The organism is Pseudomonas sp. FP1742 (assembly GCF_030687145.1).
Classification (GTDB): domain Bacteria; phylum Pseudomonadota; class Gammaproteobacteria; order Pseudomonadales; family Pseudomonadaceae; genus Aquipseudomonas; species Aquipseudomonas frederiksbergensis_D.
In genome coordinates, this window is the sequence record NZ_CP117460.1 from 4,277,885 (window position 1) to 4,303,537 (window position 25,653).

A 25,653-nucleotide genomic window follows, 5' to 3' on the forward strand; every position below is an offset into this window, starting at 1 on the left:
CGAGGTGATAGATTTAGCCGCGCTCAGGCTGGAAACGCACCACAAAACCCTTGAGGTTCTGCTGACGACTCAACAAATCACGCAGACGATCGGCTTCCGCACGCTCGATCAGCGGCCCGACGAACACCCGATTCTTGCCATCGGATGAACGGATGTAGGCGTTATAGCCTTGACTGCGCAGGGTTTTCTGCAGACTTTCAGCGCTTTCGCGGCTCGACAGGCTGGCCAGTTGTACCGACCAGCTGACCGACAAGCCATTGGCATCGACACGACTAGGGGTAGCAACCGGCTTGGCCGGTGCGGCAGCGATCGGCTGGGCAGGCGCCGGTACAGGCTTGGCGACTGGCGCAGGCGGTGTAACCGGTTTGGCAGCCGGCGGCGCTGGCGCTACGGGCGCACTTGGCGCAATCGGCGTCGACGGGGCTTGCTGCTCGGCAATATCTTCATCGCTCGGCACAGGCTCCTGCGGCAATGCCTGCGGTTCAGGCACCACCACCGGCTCGACCTGCACTTGTGGCATCGCAGGGGCGTGCGGTGCCGCAGGCGCATCGACCGTCACCTGGCGCTGCTCATCCTGGCGGGAAAACAGCATCGGCAGGAAAATCACCGCCAGCGCCACCAGCACCAGGGCGCCGACCATGCGCTGCTTGTACGCCTTATCCAGCAAAGCCATTTGCCGCTTCCTCCGTGGAGTGCCGGGCCAGCCATTCAAGGGCCTCGGCGACACAATAAAAAGATCCGAACAACAGAATTTCGTCGTCCCTCGTCGCCTGCGCGCACTGCCCTTCCAGGGCGGCGGCCACGCTGTCATAAGACGTTACCGAGGCGCCAAGGTTCTGCAACGCCGCGTGCAACTGCGCAACCGGCCGGGCCCGTGGCGAATCCAGCGGCGCGACGGCCCAATGCTGGACACTAGCATTCAATTCACCGACAACACCATCCAGATCCTTGTCCGCCAACAACCCGAACACCGCAAGACGCTTGCCCGCTGGTGGTCGACTGGCCAGACGCCGGGCCAGATACTCTGCCGCATGGGGGTTGTGCCCTACGTCCAGCAGCAGGTTCAGGCGCTTGCCCTGCCAGACAACCTGCCGACGATCGAGGCGACCGACGACCCGCGTCGCCTTCAGCGCTTCGATAATCTGCGCATCGACCCAAGGCAAGCCCAGCAGTAGATAAGCCTGCAACGCCAGTGCGGCGTTTTCCATCGGTAGATCGAGCAAGGGCAGATCGTGCAATTCGACCGCACGTCCCTGAGCATCAACACCACGCCATTGCCAATTGTGGTCGGTGATACCCAGGTCGAAATCGCGCCCACGCAGGAAAAACGGGCAATTGAGCTCGCGCGCCTTATCCAGCAGAGGTTGCGGGGGATTCAGATCGCCGCAGAGCGCAGGTGCGCCCTGGCGGAAAATTCCGGCCTTTTCGAAGGCCACAGATTCGCGGGTATCGCCCAGGTAATCCGCATGGTCGACACCAATGCTGGTGACCAGCGCCATGTCGGCATCCACCACGTTGACCGTGTCCAGGCGCCCACCCAGACCAACTTCCAGCACCACCGCATCGAGACCGGCCTGTTGAAACAGCCAGAATGCCGCCAGGGTGCCCATTTCGAAGTAAGTCAGGGATGTTTGACCACGACCCGCCTCCACCGCAGCAAAGGCGTCGCACAGCTGGGCATCGGTAGCTTCGACACCATTGACCTGCACCCGCTCGTTGTAACGCAGCAGGTGCGGAGAATTGTAGACACCCACGTTCAGGCCTTGCGCCCGCAGCAATGAAGCCACGAATGCGCAGGTAGACCCTTTGCCGTTGGTGCCGGTGACCGTAATCACCCGAGGCGCCGGCTTGCCCAGTCCCATGCGGGACGCTACCTGTTGCGAACGCTCCAGCCCCATGTCGATGGCCGAAGGATGCAACTGTTCAAGGTAGGCGAGCCACTCGCCAAGGGTGCGCTCGGTCATAGGTTCGCAGGTACCGGTGGAACCACAATTGGTTCGACAGGCGCGGCGACGAATTTAGGCGTCGGCTTGCCGGTCAGTTGTGCCAGCAGGTTGCCCAGACGTGGACGCAGTTCCTGGCGAGGGATGATCATGTCGATCGCGCCGTGCTCCAGCAGGAACTCGCTACGCTGGAAGCCTTCCGGCAGTTTTTCGCGAACGGTTTGTTCGATCACGCGCGGACCGGCGAAACCGATCAGGGCTTTCGGCTCACCGACGATCACGTCGCCGAGCATCGCCAGGCTGGCAGAAACACCACCGTAGACCGGGTCGGTCAGTACCGAGATGAACGGAATGCCTTCTTCACGCAGGCGCGCCAGCACCGCGGAGGTCTTGGCCATCTGCATCAGGGAAATCAGCGCTTCCTGCATCCGCGCACCACCGGAGGCGGAGAAGCAGATCATCGGGCAACGGTTTTCCAGGGCGTAGTTCGCGGCGCGCACGAAGCGCTCGCCGACGATGGCGCCCATCGAACCACCCATGAAGGAGAATTCGAAAGCCGATACCACGACCGGCATGCCCAGCAAGGTACCGCTCATGGAGATCAGTGCGTCTTTCTCGCCCGTCTGCTTTTGTGCAGCGGTCAGGCGATCCTTGTACTTCTTGCCGTCGCGGAATTTCAGACGGTCAACCGGCTCCAGGTCCGCGCCCAGTTCGGCACGACCTTCAGCGTCAAGGAAGATGTCAATGCGCGCGCGCGCACCGATACGCATGTGATGGTTGCACTTGGGGCAAACATCCAGGGTCTTTTCCAGCTCTGGGCGATACAGCACCGCCTCGCAAGACGGGCATTTGTGCCACAGACCTTCAGGCACCGAGCTCTTCTTGACCTCGGAACGCATGATCGAAGGGATCAGTTTGTCTACTAACCAGTTGCTCATGCTTTCTTTCTCCAGTACCGGCGGCCCGAACGCTCTGGTTCGCAGCCCCGCGTATGCCCTTGAGCTAAATTCATGTGTGCGGCGATGATCGATGGCTTGCCGGGTCAGCGACACGCGACCGGCGTACAACCCAAAACATCCTCAGCCATGCCTGCTTGTGCAGCGCATCTCTTTTGTACAGCGTTTTGTACAGTGCAGTGGACGGCGGCAGTCTGCCAGCCGTCACATCAACGTAGAAGCCCCCGCAACCGCTTTGATGAATGCCTGAATCCTGGCGTGGTCCTTGATGCCCTTGCTCGCCTCTACGCCACCGCTGACGTCCACCGCGTACGGCCGAACCCGGGCAATTGCCTCGGCGACGTTATCCGGTGTCAAGCCGCCCGCCAGGATGATCGGCTTGCTCAAACCTGGCGGTATCAAAGACCAGTCGAACGCTTCACCGGTTCCGCCGGGAACACCTTCGACATAGGTGTCGAGCAAAATACCGCTGGCACTTGGGTATGCGTCACAAGCTGCCGCGATGTCATCACCGGCCTTGACCCGCAACGCCTTGATGTACGGCCGGTGCCAGCCTTCGCATTCAGCGGCGGTTTCCTCGCCATGGAACTGCAACAGGTCCAGCGGCACGGCGTCGAGGATTTCCCCCAGCTCGCAGCGGCTGGCGTTGACGAACAAACCCACGGTGGTCACGAACGGTGGCAAGGCCTTGATGATCGCCCTCGCCTGCTGGACAGACACGGCTCGCGGGCTTTTGGCATAGAACACAAATCCGATGGCATCGGCCCCGGCCTCGACCGCCGCCAACGCATCCTCTATGCGGGTAATCCCACAAATTTTGCTGCGAACGGCTGACATGTCGATAGAACCTCAGGGCAAATCCGGGAAAGTTCCGGATGGTAACAAAAGCGCTCGAAGGCGTCAGCCGTCAAGTTCCGAGAAACCGGTAAGGAAGTGTGGGCCGATATAGCGCTCGGGCAATTGGAACTCATCGCGATACTCGACCTGCACCAGGTACAGGCCGAACGGATGGGCCGTCACCCCGCCGGAGCGACGAATGCGACTCTCCAGCACCTCTTTCATCCACTCCACGGGACGCTCGCCAGCACCGATAGTCATCAAGACGCCTGCGATGTTGCGCACCATGTGGTGCAGGAACGCACTGGCGCGGATGTCCAGCACAATCATTTTGCCATGGCGGGTAACACGCAGATGATGCAGCTCCTTGATCGGCGACTTGGCCTGGCACTGACCGGCGCGGAATGCGCTGAAGTCGTGGGTGCCGACCAGATACTGTGCCGCCTCGGACATGCGTTCGACGTCCAGTGGACGGTGGTTCCAGGTGATTTCTTCGTTCAGGTGCGCCGGGCGGATCTGATCGTTGTAGATCACATAGCGATAGCGCCGGGCGATGGCCTTGAATCGCGCATGAAAATGCGCCGGCATGACCTTGGCCCAACTGACACTGATGTCATGCGGCAAATTGATGTTGGCACCCATGACCCAGGCCTTCATCGAGCGTTCCACCTGGGTATCGAAATGCACTACCTGCCCACAGGCATGCACACCGGCGTCAGTGCGCCCGGCGCAATGCAGCGACACGGGTGAGTCGGCGACTTTGGACAAGGCCTTTTCGAGGATCTCCTGCACCGTGTCCACGCCGGAGGCCTGACGTTGCCAGCCGCGATAACGCGAACCTTTGTACTCAACGCCCAGCGCGATCCGGAAAAAGCCGTCGGCCGCCATTTCGGCGGCCGGATTATCTATATTTGCCAAGGGGTGACAGCCTGCTGATCTACGCAAAGGCAGGCATTATAAGGCCGCTGGACCGGGATGCCAGCGTAACTGTGACACTGCGTTGAATGTACCGCCCCCATCGCGAGCAAGCCCGCTCCCACAGGGGGATCAGTGCCAGACGCAAATGATGCAGACAACCCCCAATCATTGTGGGAGCGGGCTTGCTCGCGAAAGCGGTGTGTCAGGTGGCATCAATATTGACTGTGCCGCCGTCTTCGCGAGCAAGCCCGCTCCCACAGGGGATTGGTGCCAGGCGCAAATGATGCAGACACCCCCTAATCATCGTGGGAGCGGGCTTGCTCGCGAAAGCGGCGTGTCAGGTGGCATCAATATTGACTGTGCCGCCGTCTTCGCGAGCAAGCCCGCTCCCACAGGGGATTGGTGCCAGGCGCAAATGATGCAGACAACCCCCAATCATTGTGGGAGCGGGCTTGCTCGCGAAAGCGGCGTGTCAGGTGGCATCAATATTGACTGTGCCGCCGTCTTCGCGAGCAAGCCCGCTCCCACAGGGGGATCAGTGCCAGACGCAAATGATGCAGACACCCCCTAATCATTGTGGGAGCGGGCTTGCTCGCGAAAGCGGCGTGTCAGGTGGCATCAATATTGACTGTGCCGCCGTCTTCGCGAGCAAGCCCGCTCCCACAGAGGGATCAGTGCCAGACGCAAATGATGCAGACAACCCCCAATCATTGTGGGAGCGGGCTTGCTCGCGAAAGCGGCGTGTCAGGTGGCATCAATATTGACTGTGCCGCCGTCTTCGCGAGCAAGCCCGCTCCCACAGGGGGATTGGTGCCAGACGCAAATGATGCAGACAACCCCCAATCATTGTGGGAGCGGGCTTGCTCGCGATGGCGATCCAACAGACGCCATCGCATCCCCCAAACAAGAACGGCAGCCTTGATGGGCTGCCGTCTTGTTTACGCCTTACTGATGATTCACGCCAGACGCGAGAGCATTTCCTTGGCTTCGCTCTTCTGACCCGCATCGCCCTCGGTCACCACCTCATTGAGGATGTCCCGAGCGCCGTCGTGGTCGCCCATGTCGATGTAGGCCTGGGCCAGGTCGAGCTTGGTGGCGACTTCGTCAGTGCCAGAGAGGAAATCGAGCTCATCATCTGACGAGGCCAACGCATCTTCCTCGGTGAAGCTTGGCTCGCCGAGGCTCTGGGACAAGCGATCCAGCTCGGCATTGACGTCGTTGAGTTCGTTTTCAAAGGCGTCAGGCTGATCCGGGGTGGCGTCCATTTCATCGGCCAGCGACAGATCGAAGTCAGCCGGCAACTCCAGGTCGTCGAGCGTTGCTTCAGTGACGGTAGGCGCCTCAGCGGCAGGCAAGTCTTTGAGGTCGTCATCCAGGCTCAGCAGGAATTCGTCTTCAGCCAGGGTTGCCGGCGAAGCATCGCCCCCCAGATCCATGTCCAGATCGAAGTCCGACAGATCGTCGAGGTTTTCCTTGATTTCAGTCTGTTGCTGCAACACCGACTCAAAGCTCAGGTCGTCATCCAGCGGAAACTCGTCCAGCTCAACCAGAGGCTCTGGCTCTGGCTCTGGCAGTGGTTGCGGCGCTGGCTCGGCGGCAACCGCAGGTGCGATCGGCGTAGCCGCTTCCAGATCGTCGAGACTCAGATCAAAAGCGCTGTCAAAGTCTGCCAGCGCCGGCTCCGGGGCTTGCGGCTCGTCCAGCAGCAGATCCTTGACGTACTGCGCATCCAGTTCGGCAGCGACAGCCGCGGCGGCCAGGCCACCCACCGCCGCGACCACCATGGCCGGGAAGCGGCTTTTCAGCTGTTCGACGCGGGCGAAGTTGTCGCCGTTGGCCACCAGTTGACGCTCCTGAGCGACGAACGCATCGCGATCGCCCTGCTGACCGTAGACCTCCATCAGTTTCAGGCGCAGGTCACTGCGTTGCGGTTCTTGCTTGATGGCGTCTTCCAGCAAGGCGGCGGCCTGATTCAGACGACCGGCCGCCATGTGCGACTGTGCCTGAGCCAATACATCGTCGGAGCGCTCGGCCGCAGGTGCAACCAACGGAGCCGCGATCGGTGGCGTCACCACAACCGGGGTAACCACCGGGGCCGGCGCAGGCGCAGGCGCTGGTGCCGGCGCGGTCGCGAGCTTCACGCTTGGCGGCGGAACCTCCAGACCTTCGAAGCTGCTTTCCGGCAGGTCGAGGTCAGCGGAAAACGCTTGTTCCTCAGCCAAGGCACGGGCCATGCGCAGATGTTTTTCGGCTTCTTGCTGGGCTTTGCGGCGACGGGCCAGCAACAACAGCAAGAGCAGCAGAACCACCGCACCACCACCCACCAGACCCAGCAGGATCGGGTTGGTCAGCAGCTCGTTGAACTTCTGCTCGTCAGACGCCGCTGGCGTCGGCTCGACGGGCGGCGCCGGAACGGCTTCCGGTGCGCCAGCCTCCGGTGCCGGAGCTGTCGGAGCCACGTCCGCAGGCGTTACCGCAGGATTGCCCGCCAGTTGGGCCGACATCGCCGGAGCCGTCGCGGCAGCCGCCGGTGCGCCCGCATCGCCTTCGGCCTGCAGCTTGGCCAGCTGATTGTTCTTCAACTCGATCAGGCGTTGCAGCTTGTCCACCTGACTTTGCAGGTCGCTCATGCGGCTTTTCAGCTCAGCGTTGTCGCGACGCGCGGTGTCGAGGCTTTCCTGGGTCAAGGCCAGCTTGTTGTTCAAGGCTTTCGCATCACCGGCGGCGCCTTTGCCACGGCCCTTGCCGGAGTCGGCAGAGACCAGGCTCAGCTTGTCTGCGGCGGCTTGCGACGAAGCGCCTTCACCGCGCGCACGCCGGGTGGCATCGAGTTGCTGCTGCCCGCTTGCGGGTTTCGCTACATAGCGACGCCCCTGGCGCCACGCACTGTTCTGCGCCGCGACTTCGGCGATGGCCTTGGGTTGCGGCAGGCTGGTGCTTTGCACCTGATCCGGCAGACGCAGCACCTGGCCGGTTTTCAGCCGGTTGATGTTGCCGTCGATGAACGCATCCGGGTTCATCGCCTGGATGGCCAGCATGGTTTGCTGGATCGATGCGCCATTGCGCGCCTTTGCGGCGATCTCCCACAGGGTATCGCGCGGCGTGGTGGTGTATTGCGTCGATTTGGTCGCGCCGGTAACCGGCGCGGTCACCGCTTGCGCTGGCGCCGGTTGCGCGGCGGCATCGGCGGTTTGCGGCGAGAATTTGGACGGATCGAGCAGCACGCTGTAATCGCGCAGCAGACGACCGCTGGGCCACATCACCTGAACCAGGAATTTCACCATCGGCTCGGAGAGCGGTTTGCTGGACGTGACACGCAGGATGCTTTTTCCGCTGGCGTTAAGTACCGGCGTGAAAGTCAGGTCGCTGAGGAACGCCTGACGGTCAACACCGGCCTTGGCGAAATCTTCGGCCGAGGCCAGGCTCGGCACCACTTCGGCAGCGGTGAGATCCTTGACATCGAGCAACTCGATTTCCGCCACCAGAGGCTGGTTCAGCGTCGATTTCAGGGTCAGCTCCCCCAGCCCGAGGGCATGCGCCATACCGGAGGACAGCGCCGAGGCGGCCGCTATTGCTAACACCAGTTTGCGAACTTGAACCATAGCCTCATCCTTTGTTTGAACATCCCTCGGCCAGCGAGAAGGTGTTGATAGTCGCTGCCCTAAGGCATTGCGCGCGGCGGCGAAGGGTCGTCGCGCGCGATCATTTCATTCATGCGATGCAAGGCCCGGTGGGGGTGACTCGCCTCAAGCACTCCGACCCGGCATGGCGCCCGGTCGGATTCATTCGAAAAATTGTCGCCAAGTATCTTTTACAGCAGGTCTTTTATCAACAATTCAGCCACCTGCACAGCATTGAGCGCGGCGCCTTTGCGTACGTTATCTGACGTCAGCCACACATTAAGTTCCGCGGGGTCGTCGATCCCACTGCGAACCCGACCAACGTAAACCACGTCCTGCCCTACCGCATCGCCTACCGGAGTCGGGTAATCGCCCGCCTCGACCAGTTCGATACCGGGTGCGGCTTCCAGAGCTGCATTGACTTTCGCCAGGTCGACAACGCTCGATGACTGCAAGGTCACGCTATAGCTATCGCCAAAAAACACCGGGGCTTGAATGCAAGTGACGGAAATCTTTAATAAAGGCAGATCCATGACCTGCCGCAGTTCACGCACCAGGCGTTTTTCCAGCAGCGTATGACCTTGAGCATCGGGCGCACCGACTTGCGCCAGCAGGTTGAAAGCCATCTGCCGATCGAAGAATGCCGGCTCCAGCGGACGCACGTTGAGCAGTTCGGCGGTTTGCCGGGCCAGCTCGCTAACCGCTTCGCGGCCCTGGGCAGAGACTGCCAGACACGCCGTCAGGCTGATGCGTTGCAAGTCGAGCAAACCGAGTAGCGGCGCCAGCACCACGGCCAGCGTCGTCGCCGAAGGACTTGGGCTGCTGACCTGGAAGGGTTTCTTCAGACCGTTCAGGATTTGCGCGTTGGCCTCAGGCACCACTTGCGGCGCCTGATCGGCCGGCAACGCGCCGGACAGGTCGATCAGCGAGCAACCGGCGGCCGTGGCCCGCGGGGCGAAACTGAGGGTCACCGCCGGGCCTGCGGCAAAGAATACCAACTGAACTTTGCTGAAATCGAACTCATCGACTTCCCGCACCCGCACGTTCTTGCCACGAAACGGCACCGAGTGCCCGGCCGATTCACTGCTCGCCAGCAGGTGCAGGTTGCCGACCGGAAAATCCCGTTCTTCGAGAATCTGGACGAGGGTTTCGCCGACAGTACCGGTGGCGCCGATCACGGCAATATCGAAGGACTGGCTCATGGTTCTACCTCTGGCGAAACGGGGGGAGCGGCACTTTACCGGGTGGTTGGCGGTGAGGCAATTCGGCTGGGGATTTGTGGGGGCTGTACCGGCCTCTTCGCGAGCAAGCCCGCTCCCACATTGATCGTGTGAGCACTGGAAATCAAATGTGGGAGCGGGCTTGCTCGCGAAGACGGCCTGATAGACAGCCGATAAATCCCGAACCACCACTCGCCATAAAAAAACCCGCACCTCTTTCAAGGCACGGGTTCTTTCATTGCATCAATCGATCAACGCTCAAGCAGGATCCGCAGCATGCGACGCAGCGGCTCGGCCGCCCCCCACAGCAGTTGGTCGCCGACGGTGAAGGCACCGACGAATTGCGACCCCATGTTCAGCTTGCGCAGACGACCGACCGGCACGTTCAGGGTGCCGGTGACTTTCGTCGGGCTCAGCTCCTGCATGCTGATGTCGCGGTTGTTCGGCACCAGCTTGACCCAAGGGTTGTGCTGGCTGATCAGCCCTTCGATGTCGGCGATCGGCACGTCTTTGTTCAGTTTGATGGTCAGCGCCTGGCTGTGGCAGCGCATGGCGCCGATGCGCACGCAGATGCCATCCACCGGGATCGGGCTCTTGAAGCGACCGAGAATCTTGTTGGTCTCGGCCTGGGCCTTCCACTCTTCGCGGCTCTGGCCGTTCGGCAGTTCCTTGTCGATCCACGGGATCAGGCTGCCGGCCAGCGGTACGCCGAAGTTTTCGGTCGGGTACGCGTCGCTGCGCATGGCTTCGGCCACGCGGCGGTCGATGTCGAGGATGGCGCTGGCCGGATCGGCCAGTTGATCGGCGACAGCGGCGTGGGTCGCGCCCATTTGCTTGATCAGTTCACGCATGTTCTGCGCGCCGGCACCGGAGGCCGCCTGATAGGTCATGGCGCTCATCCATTCCACCAGACCGGCTTCGAACAGGCCACCCAGGCCCATCAGCATCAGGCTGACGGTGCAATTGCCGCCGATGTAGTTCTTGGTGCCCGCGTCGAGCTGCTGGTCGATGACCTTGCGGTTCACCGGGTCCAGCACGATCACCGCGTCATCCTGCATGCGCAGGCTGGAAGCGGCGTCGATCCAGTAACCCTGCCAGCCGGCTTCGCGCAGCTTCGGGAATACTTCGCTGGTGTAGTCGCCACCCTGGCAGGTCAGAATCACGTCGAGGGTCTTCAGCTCTTCAATGCTGTAAGCGTCCTTGAGCGGAGCAATGTCCTTGCCCACGGACGGGCCTTGGCCACCGACATTGGAAGTGGTGAAAAACACCGGCTCGATAAGATCGAAATCCTGCTCTTCCAGCATCCGCTGCATGAGCACGGAACCGACCATGCCGCGCCAACCGATCAGACCTACACGTTTCATCGCAACTACACCTTCTTGAAAAAGTGGGCCGCTGCTTTCAAGGTTGAAAATTGCAGCGGGCCAGAGAGATTACAGATTCCGCAGCGCGGCGACTACTGCGTCGCCCATTTCCTGCGTACCGACCTTGGTGCAACCGGCCGACCAGATGTCGCCCGTGCGCAGGCCCTGATCCAAAACCAGGCTCACGGCCTTCTCGATGGCATCGGCCGCATCCTGCAGATTGAAGCTGTAACGCAGCATCATCGACACCGACAAAATGGTCGCCAACGGGTTGGCAATGCCCTTGCCGGCGATGTCCGGCGCCGAACCGTGGCACGGCTCGTACATGCCTTTGTTGTTGGCATCCAGCGACGCCGACGGCAGCATGCCGATGGAACCGGTGAGCATCGACGCTTCGTCGGAAAGAATATCGCCGAACAGGTTGTCGGTGACGATCACATCGAACTGCTTCGGTGCGCGCACCAGTTGCATGGCGGCGTTGTCGACGTACATGTGACTCAGTTCGACGTCCGGGTAGTCCTTGGCCACTTGCTCGACGATTTCACGCCACAGCTGGCTGGAGGCCAGCACGTTGGCCTTGTCCACCGAGCACAGCTTCTTGCCGCGTACGCGGGCCATGTCGAAACCGACACGGGCGATACGGCGGATTTCAGTTTCGCTGTACGGCAGCGTGTCGTAGGCCTGGCGCTCGCCATTATCGAGCTCGCGCACGCCACGTGGCGCGCCGAAGTAGATACCGCCGGTCAGTTCACGGACGATCAGGATGTCCAGGCCGGCAACGATTTCTGCCTTCAGGCTGGAAGCCTCGGCCAGTTGCGGGTACAGGATCGCCGGACGCAGGTTGCCGAACAAGCCCAGTTGCGCACGGATTTTCAGCAGACCGCGCTCTGGGCGGATGTCACGCTCGATGGTGTCCCATTTCGGGCCGCCCACGGCGCCCAGCAGCACAGCATCGGCTGCGCGTGCACGGGCCAGGGTTTCATCGGCCAGCGGCACGCCGTGCTTGTCGATGGCGGCGCCACCGATCACGTCATGGCTCAGTTCGAAGCCCAGGCTGTACTTGTCGTTCGCCAGCTCCAGCACCTTGACCGCTTCGGCCATGATTTCCGGGCCAATACCGTCGCCTGGGAGAATCAGAATCTGCTTGCTCATGCTTTCCTCATGTCATCAGTCGGCGCGCCCTGGGGCGCGCCCGGAAAAATTCTATCGTTCAGCCATCAGCACCAGCACATCGGTACTGAACGAACCATCGGCTTCAATCTCAAAATATTCGCGCACTTCGTTGCCCATCGATTGCTGCAACTCGAGGATCGCCGCGCGCATTACCTGCGGCGTGCGCATGCGCTCGACCCAGGACGTGTACTCCAGACGCAACCGTTGGCGCGTGGTGCTGCGGGTATGCAACCCCGCTTCGCTGACCTGACGCAACCACTCGCCGGCAGAATAATCGCGCACGTGGCTGGTGTCGCGCAGCACTTCGACGCTTTGCAGGTAAGTGTCGAACAACGGGCTGCCCGGCGACAACACATCGATGAACGCCGCCACCCCGCCCGGCTTCAGCACCCGGCGAACTTCGCGCAGGGCCAGCCCGAGGTCGCTCCAATGGTGCGCCGAATAACGGCTGAAGACGAAATCGAACTCGCCATCGGCGAATGGCAGACGCTCGGCGGCGCCAAGCACCGTAGACACATTGCTCAAGCCGCGATCGACGGCGGCAGCGGCCACCACGTCGAGCATCTGTTGCGACAGGTCGTAAGCCACCACTTCCTTGGCCAGCGAAGCCACATGAAAACTCACATGACCGGCGCCGCAGCCAAGGTCCAGCACCCGGGCATCGCCCTGCCCCGCCAGTTCAGCCTGTAGCAGTGCGAACTCGGTGCCTTGAGCGTGTACGGCGCTGCTCAGATAGGCCGAAGCCTGTTCACCGAATTGTTTTTGGACTACCTGGGTGTGCTGGGCGGTGCTGGTCATAGTGAAGTCCTGTTATTTGTGTTGTCTGGGCTGCCGTCTTCGCGAGCAAGCCCGCTCCCACATTTGAAATGCATTCCAATGTGGGAGCGGGCTCGCTCGCGAAGAGGCCGGCCCTACCTACATCAATTCCGGATCAATCACGCGTCGCGAAACAACCACGGCTGGCTCGCGCGGTGTTTGGCTTCAAACGCGGCAATCGCCTCGCCGTCCTGCAAAGTCAGACCGATATCGTCCAGACCATTGAGCAGGCAGTGTTTGCGGAAGGCATCGATCTCGAAGCTCAGCACTTTGCCGTCCGGACGGGTCACGGTCTGGGCCTGCAGATCGATCTGCAACTGGTAGCCCGGGTTCGCTTCAACCTGCTTGAACAGCTCATCGACTTCAGCGTCGCTCAGGATGATCGGCAGCAAGCCGTTCTTGAAGCTGTTGTTGAAGAAGATATCGGCGTAGCTCGGCGCGATGATGCTGCGGAAACCATATTCTTCCAGCGCCCACGGCGCGTGCTCGCGGCTGGAGCCGCAACCGAAGTTCTCGCGGGCCAGCAACACGCTGGCGCCTTGATAACGCTCGGCGTTGAGGACGAAGTCCTTGTTCAGCGGGCGCTTGGAGTTGTCCTGATACGGCTGGCCAACGTCCAGATAACGCCATTCATCGAACAGGTTCGGACCGAAACCGGTGCGTTTGATCGACTTCAAGAACTGCTTCGGGATGATCTGGTCGGTGTCGACGTTGGCACGATCCAAAGGCGCGACAAGACCAGTGTGCTGGGTAAAAGCTTTCATGCTGCGCTCCTTTAGATCAATTCACGGACGTCGACGAAACGACCGTTCACCGCGGCGGCGGCGGCCATGGCCGGGCTGACGAGGTGGGTACGGCCACCGGCGCCCTGACGGCCTTCGAAGTTACGGTTGGAGGTCGACGCGCAATGCTCGCCCGATTCCAAACGGTCCGGGTTCATCGCCAGGCACATCGAGCAGCCAGGCTCACGCCATTCAAAACCGGCCTCGATAAAAATCTTGTCCAGGCCTTCGGATTCAGCCTGAGCCTTCACCAGCCCCGAACCCGGCACCACGATGGCCTGCTTGATGGTCGAAGCCACTTTGCGGCCCTTGGCGATCACCGCGGCGGCGCGCAGGTCTTCGATCCGCGAGTTGGTGCAGGAACCGATGAATACGCGGTCCAGCTGGATGTCGGTGATCGCCTGATTGGCGGTCAAACCCATGTATTTCAAGGCGCGTTCGATGGAGTCGCGCTTGACCAGGTCCATTTCCTTGGCCGGATCCGGCACGTTCTGATCCACGGCCAGCACCATCTCAGGCGAGGTGCCCCAGCTGACTTGCGGCTTGATCTGAGAAGCATCGAGCTCGACGATGGTGTCGAACTTGGCATCGGCGTCGGAGACCAGGTCTTTCCAGGCTTCGACGGCCAAATCCCATTCCGCGCCCTTCGGAGCAAATGGACGGCCCTTGACGTAAGCCACGGTTTTTTCGTCGGCGGCTACCAGGCCAACGCGGGCGCCGGCTTCGATGGACATGTTGCAGATGGTCATGCGGCCTTCAACGGACAAGTCGCGAATCGCGCTACCAGCGAATTCGATGGCGTGGCCATTACCGCCGGCGGTGCCGATCTTGCCGATCACGGCGAGGACGATGTCCTTGGCAGTCACGCCGAACGGCAATTTGCCCTCGACCGACACCAGCATGTTTTTCATTTTTTTCGCGACCAGACACTGAGTGGCGAGCACGTGCTCGACCTCGGAAGTGCCGATACCGTGAGCCAGGGCACCGAACGCGCCGTGGGTCGAGGTGTGGGAGTCGCCGCAGACCACGGTCATGCCCGGCAAAGTCGCGCCCTGCTCCGGGCCGATGACGTGGACGATGCCTTGGCGCACATCATTCATCTTGAATTCGACAATGCCGTATTCGTCACAGTTATCGTCGAGGGTCTGAACCTGCAAACGCGAAACCTGGTCGACAATCGCTTCGATGCCGCCCTTGCGCTCCGGGGTGGTCGGAACGTTGTGGTCCGGAGTCGCGATGTTGGCATCGATGCGCCAAGGCTTGCGCCCGGCCAGACGCAGGCCCTCGAAGGCTTGCGGCGAGGTCACTTCGTGGATGATGTGACGATCGATGTAGATCAGCGCCGAGCCATCGTCGCGCTGCTTGACCAAATGCGAATCCCAGAGCTTGTCGTAGAGCGTTTTGCCGGCCATCAGACGGTTTCCTCATCAGCTTGTTTCTATGCCCTGGGTCTTGAGTATTTTCAATAACCCCTTGGCTTGTGAGGTCGATCCTAGGGGGTTACATTAAATAACTCAAATTCATATTTTTTATGCTTTGCATAACCAACTGGAATGCCACTGAGACCTCATTATGGACCTCGCCAACCTCAACGCTTTTATCGCGATTGCCGAGACCGGAAGCTTCTCCGGCGCCGGTGAACGGCTGCACCTGACGCAACCGGCCATCAGCAAGCGCATCGCCGGGCTGGAGCAGCAATTGAAGGTGCGCCTGTTCGATCGCCTGGGTCGGGAAGTCGGCCTGACCGAAGCTGGCCGCGCCCTGCTGCCACGGGCCTATCAGATCCTCAATGTGCTGGATGACACCCGCCGCGCCCTGACCAACCTGACCGGCGAAGTGACCGGTCGTCTGACATTGGCCACCAGCCATCACATCGGCCTGCACCGCTTGCCGCCCTTATTAAGGGAGTTCACCCGACGTTACCCGCAAGTGGCGCTGGATATTCAGTTCCTCGATTCGGAAGTGGCCTACGAAGAAATCCTCCATGGCCGCGCCGAACTGGCGGTCATCACCCTTGCGCCGGAGCCGCACACACTGGCCAAGGCCACGCCCGTGTGGGACGACCCGCTGGATTTCGTGGCCGCACCGGAGCATCCGCTGATCAGCAACGGCGCGGTCACGCTGGCGGATATTGCCCTGCACCCCGCGGTTTTCCCCGGCGGCAACACCTTTACCCACCACATCGTGCAACGCCTGTTCGAGGCCCAGGGCCTGACGCCGAACATCGCCATGAGCACCAATTATCTGGAAACCATCAAGATGATGGTCTCGATCGGCCTGGCCTGGAGCGTTTTGCCGCGCACGATGCTGGATGAGCAAGTGGCGCGCATACCTTTGCCGGGCATACAGCTCACTCGCCAGCTAGGCTATATCCTGCACACCGAACGGACGCTGTCGAATGCGGCACGGGCCTTCATGGCTCTGCTGGATGCACAAATCGATCAGCCAGGGACTCGCGGCTAAGCTGTGCTTCTTCTTTTGTGCTACGCCTATAGAGCCCCAAAACCCTGTGCCTAACGCCCAATTCAGCCCAAGGCCTGTCATCCATGCCCAAATCTGTTGAACGTATGCCGCCAATGCCGCGAATTCAGGCAATTGACCCAAAACGGTCCGAGCAGAGCTGGGAAAGTGCCCCGCAGTTGCTGGCAGCCCTCAACGGTGCCCGGCTGGGCGCCTGGTATTGGGACATCGAACGCGGGCAGATCAGTTGGTCCCGGGGCACTCAGGCATTGTTCGGCTTCGATCCCCGGCAACCGTTGCCCGAGGACCTGGAATACCTCGACCTATTGCCCCAGGAGGATCGGGCGAAAGCCATCCGCGCGTTCAACGCAGTGATCGCCGGCGCTCCGCTGGAGCAGGCCATGCACCACCGCATCCGTTGGCCTGACGGCAGCCTGCATTGGCTGGAAATCAACGGCAGCCTGCTGCCGGACAAAAACGGCCGGCCACGAATGATCGGGGTCATCCGTGAAATCACCCACCAGCGCCAGCGTGAACAAGCGCTGAGCAGCTCGGAAAAACGTTTCGCCACGCTGTTTCACCTGTGCCCGAACATGGTGCTGCTGACCCGCCAGGAAGACGGCCTGATCAGCGAAGCCAACCAGTATTTCGAAAGCCTGTTCGGCTGGCCGGTGCAAGACGCAATCGGCCGAACCACGCTGGAACTGGGCCTTTGGGTCAACCCGGAGCAACGGGCGGAACTGGTCAAGGCCACCAAGGCCAAAGGTGAGCTGATCAACATGGAGGTGCAGTTTCGCGCCAGCAACGGGCAGGTCCACGACGGCATTCTCAGCGCCCAAAAGGTCGAGCTCGAAGGCCAGCCCTATCTGCTGAGCACGTTCCTCGACACCACCGAACGCAAAATCGCCGAGCACGCCCTCAAAGACAGCCAGGAACGCCTCGACCTGGCCCTGGATTCGGCGCAACTCGGCACCTGGGACTGGCACATCCCCAGCGGCATGCTTTACGGTTCGGCGCGGGCCGCCCAGCTGCACGGGCTGGAGCCCAAACCCTTCCATGAATCCTTCGATGCGTTTTTCGAAGGCGTGCCCGGCGAAGAACGCGACTCCATGCGCGACGCCTATCGCAGCTTGCGCGAAGGCCCGGCCGGCAATTATCAGCTGACGTACCGCGTGCAACTGCCGGACGGCAGTTCGCGCTACCTGGAAAGCCGCGCCAGGCTCTACCGCGATGACAGCGGCAACCCGCTGCGCATGGCCGGTACATTGCTGGACATCACCGATCAAGTGGAGCGCGAACAGCAACTGATAGCGTCGGAAGAGAAATTCGCGACCTTGTTCCAGGTCAGCCCGGACCCGATCTGCGTCACGCGCCAGGACACCGGCCACTTCATCGAGATCAACTCCAGCTTCACCCAGACATTCGGCTGGAGCGCCGCCGACGTGATCGGTCGCAGCGCCGACGACATCGGCCTGTGGGACGCTTCGGCGAAAAGTCTGCAAAGGATCGAGCGGGTTATCCGCGAACAGGGCCTGAACAATGTGGCGATCATCGTTCAGCACAAGGATGGGCAGTCCCTGACTTGCGTGATCTCCAGCCGCCAGATCAGCGTCGGCGACCAGCCGTGCATCGTCACCACCCTGCGCGACATCACCCAGCAGCAACGCTCGGAAGCGGCGCTCAAGGCCAGCGAGGAGAAGTTCGCCAAGGCTTTCCACTCAAGCCCCGACGCCATCACCATTACCGAGCGCGACACCGGACGCTACCTGGAGGTTAATGACGGTTTTTGCCGCCTGACCGGCTACCGCGCCGATGAAGTGGTGGGCCGCACGGTGTATCAGGTCGGCATCTGGGCTGAAGAGAAGCAACGCTCGGCGTTGCTGGCGGAACTACAGATCAAGGGCCGGGTTCACCACCTGGAAATGCTCGGGCGCAACAAGCGCGGCGAGTTGCTGACCGTCGAAGTCTCGGTGGAACCGATCACCCTCAACGAAACCGCCTGCCTGCTGCTGACCGCCCGGGACGTCAGCCTGCTGAAAAATGCCGAAGCGCAGATCCGTCACCTGGCCTACCACGACCCGCTGACCAACCTGCCGAACCGCGCGCTGTTGATGGACCGCCTGAGCCAGCAGATCGCCCTGCTCAAGCGCCACAACTTGCGTGGCGCCCTGATGTTCCTCGACCTGGACCACTTCAAGCACATCAACGACTCCCTCGGCCACCCGGTGGGCGATACGGTGCTGAAGATCATCACCGCGCGTCTTGAGGCCAGCGTGCGCATGGAGGACACCGTCGCACGTCTGGGCGGTGATGAATTCGTAGTGCTGCTCAGCGGGCTGGAAGGCTCACGCAGCGATGTCAGCGCTCAGGTACGGGAGCTGGCGGACACCTTGCGCGAACTGCTGTCCGAACCGATGTTCCTCGACGGACAACGCCTGCAAGTGACGCCGAGCATCGGCATCGCGCTGATCCCCGACCACGGCTCGACCCCGACCGACCTGCTCAAGCGCGCCGATATCGCCCTCTATCGCGCCAAGGACTCGGGTCGCAACACCACGCAGATGTATCACAACACCATGCAGAAGGCCGCCAGCGAACGCCTGCGCATGGAAACCGACCTGCGCCTGGCCCTTTCCCGGGGTGAATTCAGCGTGCAATACCAACCTCAGGTGGACGCCCGCAACAATCGCATTACCGGCGCCGAAGCCCTGGTGCGCTGGCATCATCCGCAACTGGGCGCGCAATCGCCCACCGAATTCATCAAGGTGCTGGAAGACAGCGGGCTGATTCTGGAAGTCGGCACGTGGATCCTCGACGAAGCCTGCGCGGCCTTCAAACGCCTGATCGCCAAAGGCCTGATCGACCCGCTCGATTTCAGCCTGTGCGTGAACATCAGCCCACGGCAATTCCGTCAGAACGATTTCGTCGAACGCATCGAGCACAGCCTCGGCAGCCACGGCCTGCCCTTCTCGTTGCTGAAACTGGAAATCACCGAAGGCATCGTCATCCAGAACCTGGACGACACCATCAGCAAAATGCGTCGCCTGAAAAAACTCGGCGTGAGCTTTGCCATGGACGATTTCGGTACCGGCTATTCCTCGCTGACCTACCTCAAGCGCCTGCCGGTCGACACCCTGAAAATCGACCAGTCGTTCATCCGCGACGCCACCACCGACCCTAACGATGCCGAAATCATTCGCGCCATCGTCGCCATGGCCCGCAGCCTGGAGCTGGAAGTGATTGCCGAAGGGGTGGAAACCGTGGAGCAACTGGAGTTCTTGCAAGGGTTGGGCTGCCATTTGTATCAGGGGTATTTGCACAGCCGGCCGTTGCTGGTGGAGGAGTTTCAGAAACTCCTCAAATAGACCCGTAGCAGCTCCGCATTCGACTGTAGCAGCTGTCGAGCCTGCGAGGCTGCGTTCGGCTGCGAAGCAGTCGTAATCCAGTCAATACCATTTACCTGAAAGAACGCGGTGGCAGGTTTTGCGACTGCTACGCAGCCGAACGCAGCCTCGCGGGCTCGGCAGCTGCTACAAATAGGTGTAAATCTTATTCAGGACGGGATAACGGACAAAAAAGGGCGCCAGTGGATGGCGCCCTTCTCATTTGCTCTGACCGATTAGTGTTGCAGAGCCGGTTTTTCCGCCCCGTTGATCGGGATGCGTTTGGCTTTCGCTTCTTCCGGGATCACACGCAGCAGGTCGATACTCAACAAACCGTTGCGCAGTTCGGCGGCCCTGATTTCGATGTGGTCCGCCAGACGGAACGACAGCTTGAAGGCGCGCTGTGCGATGCCCTGGTACAGGTAAGTGACGTTTTCGTCCGCGTCACGTTTGCCGCCACTGATGGTCAGTACACCTTTTTCTACTTGCAGGTCCAGGTCGTCTTCCTGGAAACCGGCGGCCGCTACAACAATGCGGTATTGATCATCACCGTATTTTTCAACGTTGTAGGGTGGATAGGTGCTGCCTGGCTCATTGCGCAGGGCGGTTTCGAACAGGTCGTTGAAACGGTCGAAACCTACCGAGGAACGGAACAGTGGGGCCAAGGAAAATGCAGTACTCATGATTCAAATCTCCTGAACATAATCAGCAAGTTTTTTTGTCTCCGCGACCCGAATTCGGCATCGCGTAATCCTTAGATAAGGACCGCTGATTACTTTTCAAGAGATTATTTTCAGATTTTTTTTCAAGCAGATTCAGGCGGCTTCAGACACCTGCAACCCCAGTAAACGCGAGACCTGATCCAGTTCGGTTTCACGGCGCAAGACGCTGAACAACTCTACCGCTTCGGGATAATTACGGGTCAGCATTGCCAGCCACTGCTTCAGGCGACCCGGCGATTGGCGTGGTGTCATCTGGGCCTTGGCTTGCAGCCAGAAATCCTGAATCAGCGGCAGCAGCTCGGCCCAGGTCATCTCGACGACCTCCTCGCCGGCCCGCGCCGCGGCGATCTGCCGGGCCAGGTCCGGACGCGACACCAGGCCGCGACCGAGCATGATGTCTTCGACACCGCTGATCTCGCGGCAACGGCGCCAGTCCTCGACGCTCCAGATGTCGCCATTGGCGAACACCGGCACCTTGACCACGTCCTGTACCCGCGGAATCCATTCCCAGTGGGCTGGAGGCTTATAACCATCAGTTTTGGTCCGCGCGTGAACCACAATGTGTGCCGCACCGCCTTCGGCCAGGGCCGTGGCGCAAACCAGCGAGCCATCGGGGCTGTCGAAGCCCAGGCGCATTTTGGCGGTTACTGGAATGTGCGCTGGCACCGCGCGACGGACATGTTCGACGATTTCGTTGAGCAGCTCAGGTTCTTTGAGCAGGACAGCGCCGCCGCGTGACTTGTTGACGGTCTTGGCCGGGCAGCCAAAGTTCAGGTCGATGACTTCGGAACCCAATTCGCAGGCCAGTGCAGCGTTTTCCGCCAGGCACACCGGGTCGGAACCGAGCAACTGCACCCGCAGCGGCACGCCGGAAGCGGTACGGGCGCCGGTCAGCAGTTCCGGACCGAACTTGTGGTAATAGGCAGGCGTGAGCAGCTGATCGTTGATCCGAATGAACTCGGTTACACACCAATCGATACCGCCCACACGGGTCAGCACGTCCCGCAGGATGTTGTCGACCAACCCCTCCATGGGCGCCAAAGCAATTTGCATGAAAAACACACTCGACGAAAAACGTGGGGCAGTTTACTGGTTTCGGCGTGCAGAAGGTATTTCGTCAGACCGGGCGCTGGCAAATGTGCGGACTGTGTCAGCTTGGAACTTGCAACGCCGGGCCGTAGCCCTCGATGAATTCCGCCGGCATGCGCTTGGGCTTGCCGGTCGACAGTTCGATGCACACGAACGTGGTCTGCGCCCGCAGCAACGTTGAGTTGTCACTGGGGCGGATCAGCTGGAAGTGTCGGGTCATTCTCAGGCGCTGATCCCAATCGACGATCCAGGTCGCCAGCTGCAGCTCATCGCCCTCGTACGCCGCCGCCAGGTAATCGATCTCGTGCCGCACCACCGCCATCGCCCGGTCCAGCCGCCGATACTCGACCAGGTCCAGGCCCAGCCGCTGCGAGTGACGCCAGGCACAGCGCTCGAGCCAGGTCACGTACACCGCGTTGTTCGCGTGGCCCAGCCCGTCGATGTCTTCGGCGCCCACTTCCAGATCAATGATAAACGGCGTTGCCCGATCCCAGCCCATGCCCCACTCCCGGTCAGATTATTTCGACCGGGGCAGTGTAACGGAAGCTCAGGCCGATTGGCGCGATTGCAGGCTGCGACCGGCCAGCAGCGAGAGCACGCCATCGATCACCCGCGGATCGGCCAGGACCCGCTGATGACCGCCCTCTTCCAGGCGCAACAAGCGACTGTCGAACCAGGCTTCGTGAATCAGTTGGGATTCCTTGACCGAGACAAAGCTGTCGTCCTCGGCATGGACAATCAGGCCTGGCATGTCGAGCTGGTAGTGCGCGACATCCAGCGCAGCGGCGCGCATGCCGACGTCTTTTTCGACCTGACGAATGAACGCCGAACGGGCTTTGGGCGGCAGGCGCACATAACGCGCAAAACCGCGCAGCACCCCAAGGATTCGCGCCGGGGCGGCGATCGAGACCAGGGTTTCGGTGCGCAAGCCCAACTGCACCGCGAGCATGGCGCTGGCGCCCCCCATCGAGTGACCGATTACCGCTTGCAGCGGCGGTAGTTCAGCGGCCGCTTCAAGCATCGCCCGGGCGAACAGCACCACATTGGCTTCGCGTCCAGGCGAGCGACCGTGAGCCGGGCCGTCCAAGGCGACCACGGTGTAACCGGCATCGACCAGCGCCGTGATCAGCGCGGCAAACTGCGTTGGCCGGCCTTCCCAGCCGTGCATCAACAACACTGCCGGGCCCTGTCCCCAACGCAGCGCCGAGAGGCCGAAGCGCAAGGTGATCCGCTCGGATTTCGCCAGCAGCGGCAATTCCCAATCACGCGGCGGCAACTCCCGCGGGGTCATGAATGCCAGACGCATCTTGCTCGCCACCAGCTTCGGTGCGAACCAGCCCAAGGTGCCATTAACGCCACGAACCCAGCTCAACGTGTTCATCGCCCATCTCCTCAGGCTGGACTTTAGGTCACAGCACCGCCGATTTGGCGGCGCGCAGCAATCGATCGGACAACTCTCCCGGCCCCAGCGCCCGCGCCAGCGCCAAACCACCCACCATCAAGGCGATGTCGGCCAAGACCTTGTCGATGTCTTCCGGGCTGGCTGCCAACTGCGCGACCATCAATTCAATATGTTCATTCAACGCCACACGAAATTCGTCCGGCAGACGGCCCAGTTCACTGATCGACGCTGGAACCGGGCATGCCTGCTCGGTGGAATCACGGTGTTTGCGCGACAGGTAGAACGCTGCGACCAACGCGCGACGCTCTTCGCCGGTCAACTCGGCATCCATGTCGGCGATCAAGTCACGACGATGGCTGAGCAGCTGCTTGAACGCTTCCAGCATCAACGCGTCCTTGCTCTCGAAGTGCGCGTAGAAACCGCCGACCGTCAGCCCGGCCGCGCCCATCACTTCACCCACGCTCGGCTCGGCCGGACCGCGCTGGATCAGCGCTGCACTGGCAGCCTTGAGGATGCGTTCGCGGGTTTGAGCTTTTTTATCGTTCATCGTTGCCTCCGAATATTACGACTAGAATATTATTCTCATAATAATTTTTCGCAAGTCGTAGATGTGACCGCTGGTCTGAAGAACAGTTTTGAGGAAAAAGGAGATTTGGCCAAACGCCAGACAAACAAAAGGGCCATTCAATAATTGAATGACCCTTAAAAATCCCGCAAAGCGGGTAATCGTGGCGTCCCCTAGGGGACTCGAACCCCTGTTACCGCCGTGAAAGGGCGGTGTCCTAGGCCACTAGACGAAGGGGACACAAACCCTTCTATACAACTGATCAGTGCTGAGAGCTGATCGATTCAAGGCCGGTGTGGCCAGACCTTGAACTGTAAAATTGGTGGAGCTAGACGGGATCGAACCGTCGACCTCTTGCATGCCATGCAAGCGCTCTCCCAGCTGAGCTATAGCCCCGGATTTTTCGCCTCGCGGCGGAGCGACATCTTGCAACATCGCTTCTGTAAAACTGGCGTCCCCTAGGGGACTCGAACCCCTGTTACCGCCGTGAAAGGGCGGTGTCCTAGGCCACTAGACGAAGGGGACGCAAACCCTTCTATACAACTGATCAACGCTGAGTGTTGATCGCTTCAAGGCCGGTGTGGCCAGACCTTGAAGTGTAAATTGGTGGAGCTAGACGGGATCGAACCGTCGACCTCTTGCATGCCATGCAAGCGCTCTCCCAGCTGAGCTATAGCCCCTCATCGCTGAGGACGGGGCGAATCTTAATGGCGCATCGGAAAGCTGTCAAACTTATTTTTCAAAAAATTTAAAATTTTTTGCCGACATAACAATCACTTACCGCCCTCCCCCCGTAAATTCGGGGGAAGCGCCGAAGATCAGGATCAAAAGATCGCGGCCTCCGGCAGTTCCTACAGAGTCAAACGCCGTCAGGCAATCGCGCCCAGAAGCTTTTCCCACTCTTTGTTTTCTTTCTTCGACACGCCGCCCAGCAGGTCAATCGCCTGGCGCAGACGGAAACGGGTCAGGTCCGGACCGAGGATTTCCATCGCATCGAGTACCGATACCGAACTGGCCTGCCCGGTGATCGCGGCAAACATCAGCGGCATGGCGTCACGCAGCTTCAGCTCCAGGGATTCGACCACCGCCTGAATCGTTGCGGTGATGCTGTCCTTCTCCCACTGACGCAGGCTTTCCAGCTTCCACAGGATCAATTGCATCAACTGACGAACCTGATCGCCCGAGAGCTTCTTGGATTCGAACAGTTTAGCGTCCGGATTCACCCCACCCGCGAAGAAGAAGCCGGCCAGCGGTGCGACCTGACTGAAGGTTTCAACCCGGCCCTGCACGTGTGGTGCGATTTTCATCATGTATTCAGGGTTCAGCGCCCACTTCTGCACGCGAGCGGCGAACTCTTCCACCGGCAGGTCACGCAGCCACTGGCCGTTGAGCCACGACAGTTTCTCGATGTCGAAAATCGGCCCGCCAAGCGAGACGCGGCTCAGGTCGAAGTTGTCGACCATTTCCTGCAGGGAGAACTTCTCGCGCTCGTCCGGCATCGACCAGCCCATGCGGCCCAGGTAGTTGAGCATCGCTTCCGGCATGAAGCCCATGCGCTCGTAGAACGTCACCGAGGTCGGGTTCTTGCGCTTGGACAGTTTGCTCTTGTCCGGGTTACGCAACAGCGGCATGTAGCACAGCTGCGGCTGTTCCCAGCCGAAGTACTCGTACAGCAGGATCAGTTTCGGTGCCGAAGGCAGCCATTCTTCACCGCGCAGCACGTGGGTGATGCCCATCAGGTGGTCGTCGACCACGTTGGCCAGGAAGTACGTCGGCAGGCCGTCGGTCTTCATCAGCACTTGCATGTCCATGCGATCCCACGGGATCTCGACATCGCCACGCAGCATGTCCGGCACCACGCACACGCCTTCGGTCGGCACTTTCATGCGGATCACGTGGGGTTCGCCGGCAGCCAGGCGGCGCGCGACTTCTTCCTTGGACAGCAACAGCGCACGGCCATCGTAACGCGGGGTCTCACCGCGGGCCATTTGCTCGGCGCGCATCTGGTCCAGTTCTTCGGCGGTGCAGAAGCACGGGAAGGCATGGCCCATGTCGACCAGTTGCTGGCAGTACTTCTGGTAGATATCGCCGCGCTCACTCTGCCGGTAAGGACCGTGCGGGCCGCCGACATCCGGGCCTTCGCTCCAGTCGATACCCAACCAGCGCAGGGCGTCGAAAATCTGCTGTTCGGACTCGCGGGTCGAACGCAGTTGGTCGGTGTCTTCGATCCGCAGGATGAACTCACCGCCATGCTGCTTGGCAAAGCAGTAGTTGAACAAAGCGATGTAAGCGGTACCTACGTGGGGATCCCCGGTAGGCGATGGCGCGATGCGAGTGCGGACGGTGGTCATGGCATGTCTCGAAATGAATAAAAAGCGAAGATCAAACAAGAGGCGAATGGTA

The 25,653-nt window shown here is 60.9% G+C and carries 20 protein-coding genes and 4 tRNA genes; 2 read left to right on the top strand and 22 right to left on the bottom strand.

Translation table 11 applies throughout. The features are described from left to right. Window positions 1-13 precede the first annotated feature (13 nt). The 12 genes from PSH64_RS19105 to leuC form a co-directional block, all read right to left on the bottom strand. Window positions 14-673, bottom strand: coding sequence for an SPOR domain-containing protein (locus PSH64_RS19105; protein ID WP_305478216.1), 660 nt, complete (start codon window positions 671-673; stop codon window positions 14-16). After that, the gene (gene folC, locus PSH64_RS19110) at window positions 657-1,964 is read right to left on the bottom strand and encodes a bifunctional tetrahydrofolate synthase/dihydrofolate synthase (RefSeq protein WP_105349083.1); all 1,308 of its coding nucleotides are present in this window, start codon (window positions 1,962-1,964) and stop codon (window positions 657-659) included. Before folC ends, PSH64_RS19105 begins: the two co-directional genes overlap by 17 nt. Beyond that, a complete protein-coding gene (accD, locus tag PSH64_RS19115) occupies window positions 1,961-2,881 on the bottom strand; it encodes an acetyl-CoA carboxylase, carboxyltransferase subunit beta (RefSeq protein WP_007935172.1) in 921 nt (306 codons plus the stop codon). Before accD ends, folC begins: the two co-directional genes overlap by 4 nt. A 222-nt stretch (window positions 2,882-3,103) precedes the next feature. After that, window positions 3,104-3,736: a phosphoribosylanthranilate isomerase gene (locus PSH64_RS19120; RefSeq protein ID WP_105349085.1), complete on the bottom strand. Its 633-nt coding sequence runs from the start codon at window positions 3,734-3,736 to the stop codon at window positions 3,104-3,106. A 63-nt stretch (window positions 3,737-3,799) separates the two neighbouring features. Next, window positions 3,800-4,624, bottom strand: coding sequence for a tRNA pseudouridine(38-40) synthase TruA (gene truA, locus PSH64_RS19125; RefSeq protein ID WP_305481187.1), 825 nt, complete (start codon window positions 4,622-4,624; stop codon window positions 3,800-3,802). A gap of 986 nt (window positions 4,625-5,610) precedes the next feature. After that, window positions 5,611-8,256 carry a FimV/HubP family polar landmark protein gene (locus tag PSH64_RS19130; protein WP_305478217.1) on the bottom strand — a complete coding sequence of 882 codons (2,646 nt, stop codon included), beginning with the start codon at window positions 8,254-8,256 and terminating at the stop codon, window positions 5,611-5,613. A gap of 209 nt (window positions 8,257-8,465) precedes the next feature. Continuing rightward, the gene (locus tag PSH64_RS19135; protein WP_105346653.1) at window positions 8,466-9,476 is read right to left on the bottom strand and encodes an aspartate-semialdehyde dehydrogenase; all 1,011 of its coding nucleotides are present in this window, start codon (window positions 9,474-9,476) and stop codon (window positions 8,466-8,468) included. Between the two features lie 269 nt (window positions 9,477-9,745). Next, window positions 9,746-10,858, bottom strand: coding sequence for an aspartate-semialdehyde dehydrogenase (gene asd, locus PSH64_RS19140; protein ID WP_046026895.1), 1,113 nt, complete (start codon window positions 10,856-10,858; stop codon window positions 9,746-9,748). Between the two features lie 69 nt (window positions 10,859-10,927). Further along, entirely contained in the window at window positions 10,928-12,010 is a 1,083-nt protein-coding gene (gene leuB / locus PSH64_RS19145) for a 3-isopropylmalate dehydrogenase (RefSeq protein WP_105346657.1), read from the bottom strand. Window positions 12,011-12,061: 51 nt separating this feature from the next. Then, a complete protein-coding gene (locus PSH64_RS19150; protein ID WP_105346660.1) occupies window positions 12,062-12,829 on the bottom strand; it encodes a class I SAM-dependent methyltransferase in 768 nt (255 codons plus the stop codon). 137 nt (window positions 12,830-12,966) lie between these two features. Continuing rightward, the gene (gene leuD / locus PSH64_RS19155) at window positions 12,967-13,611 is read right to left on the bottom strand and encodes a 3-isopropylmalate dehydratase small subunit (RefSeq protein ID WP_105346662.1); all 645 of its coding nucleotides are present in this window, start codon (window positions 13,609-13,611) and stop codon (window positions 12,967-12,969) included. Window positions 13,612-13,622: 11 nt separating this feature from the next. Then, complete coding sequence (leuC, locus tag PSH64_RS19160) at window positions 13,623-15,041, bottom strand: 3-isopropylmalate dehydratase large subunit (RefSeq protein WP_019582119.1); 1,419 nt, start codon at window positions 15,039-15,041, stop codon at window positions 13,623-13,625. Between the two features lie 160 nt (window positions 15,042-15,201). Between leuC and PSH64_RS19165 the strand changes: the two genes are divergently transcribed. Next, entirely contained in the window at window positions 15,202-16,092 is an 891-nt protein-coding gene (locus tag PSH64_RS19165; protein ID WP_305478218.1) for a LysR family transcriptional regulator, read from the top strand. 83 nt (window positions 16,093-16,175) lie between these two features. Continuing rightward, window positions 16,176-19,454: a PAS domain S-box protein gene (locus PSH64_RS19170; protein ID WP_305478219.1), complete on the top strand. Its 3,279-nt coding sequence runs from the start codon at window positions 16,176-16,178 to the stop codon at window positions 19,452-19,454. A 254-nt stretch (window positions 19,455-19,708) separates the two neighbouring features. Here the strand turns inward: PSH64_RS19170 and PSH64_RS19175 are convergent, their stop codons facing one another. From PSH64_RS19175 to gltX, 10 genes are all read right to left on the bottom strand, one after another. Next, complete coding sequence (locus PSH64_RS19175) at window positions 19,709-20,155, bottom strand: Hsp20 family protein (protein ID WP_305478220.1); 447 nt, start codon at window positions 20,153-20,155, stop codon at window positions 19,709-19,711. A gap of 132 nt (window positions 20,156-20,287) precedes the next feature. Further along, on the bottom strand, window positions 20,288-21,247 hold the full coding sequence (locus PSH64_RS19180; RefSeq protein WP_007935194.1) for a tRNA-dihydrouridine synthase: 960 nt from the start codon (window positions 21,245-21,247) through the stop codon (window positions 20,288-20,290). 97 nt (window positions 21,248-21,344) lie between these two features. Continuing rightward, window positions 21,345-21,782: a thioesterase family protein gene (locus PSH64_RS19185; protein WP_305411993.1), complete on the bottom strand. Its 438-nt coding sequence runs from the start codon at window positions 21,780-21,782 to the stop codon at window positions 21,345-21,347. A 48-nt stretch (window positions 21,783-21,830) separates the two neighbouring features. Then, complete coding sequence (locus PSH64_RS19190) at window positions 21,831-22,664, bottom strand: alpha/beta fold hydrolase (RefSeq protein ID WP_018928104.1); 834 nt, start codon at window positions 22,662-22,664, stop codon at window positions 21,831-21,833. 28 nt (window positions 22,665-22,692) lie between these two features. Further along, a complete protein-coding gene (locus PSH64_RS19195) occupies window positions 22,693-23,232 on the bottom strand; it encodes a TetR/AcrR family transcriptional regulator (protein WP_019582113.1) in 540 nt (179 codons plus the stop codon). Window positions 23,233-23,414: 182 nt separating this feature from the next. After that, a tRNA-Glu gene (locus PSH64_RS19200) sits at window positions 23,415-23,490 on the bottom strand. Between the two features lie 80 nt (window positions 23,491-23,570). After that, window positions 23,571-23,646 (bottom strand) — tRNA-Ala (locus tag PSH64_RS19205). Window positions 23,647-23,699: 53 nt separating this feature from the next. Next, a tRNA-Glu gene (locus PSH64_RS19210) sits at window positions 23,700-23,775 on the bottom strand. A 79-nt stretch (window positions 23,776-23,854) separates the two neighbouring features. Further along, window positions 23,855-23,930, bottom strand: a tRNA-Ala gene (locus tag PSH64_RS19215). 189 nt (window positions 23,931-24,119) lie between these two features. Further along, window positions 24,120-25,601 carry a glutamate--tRNA ligase gene (gene gltX / locus PSH64_RS19220; protein ID WP_018928106.1) on the bottom strand — a complete coding sequence of 494 codons (1,482 nt, stop codon included), beginning with the start codon at window positions 25,599-25,601 and terminating at the stop codon, window positions 24,120-24,122. Between the last annotated feature and the right edge of the window lie 52 nt (window positions 25,602-25,653).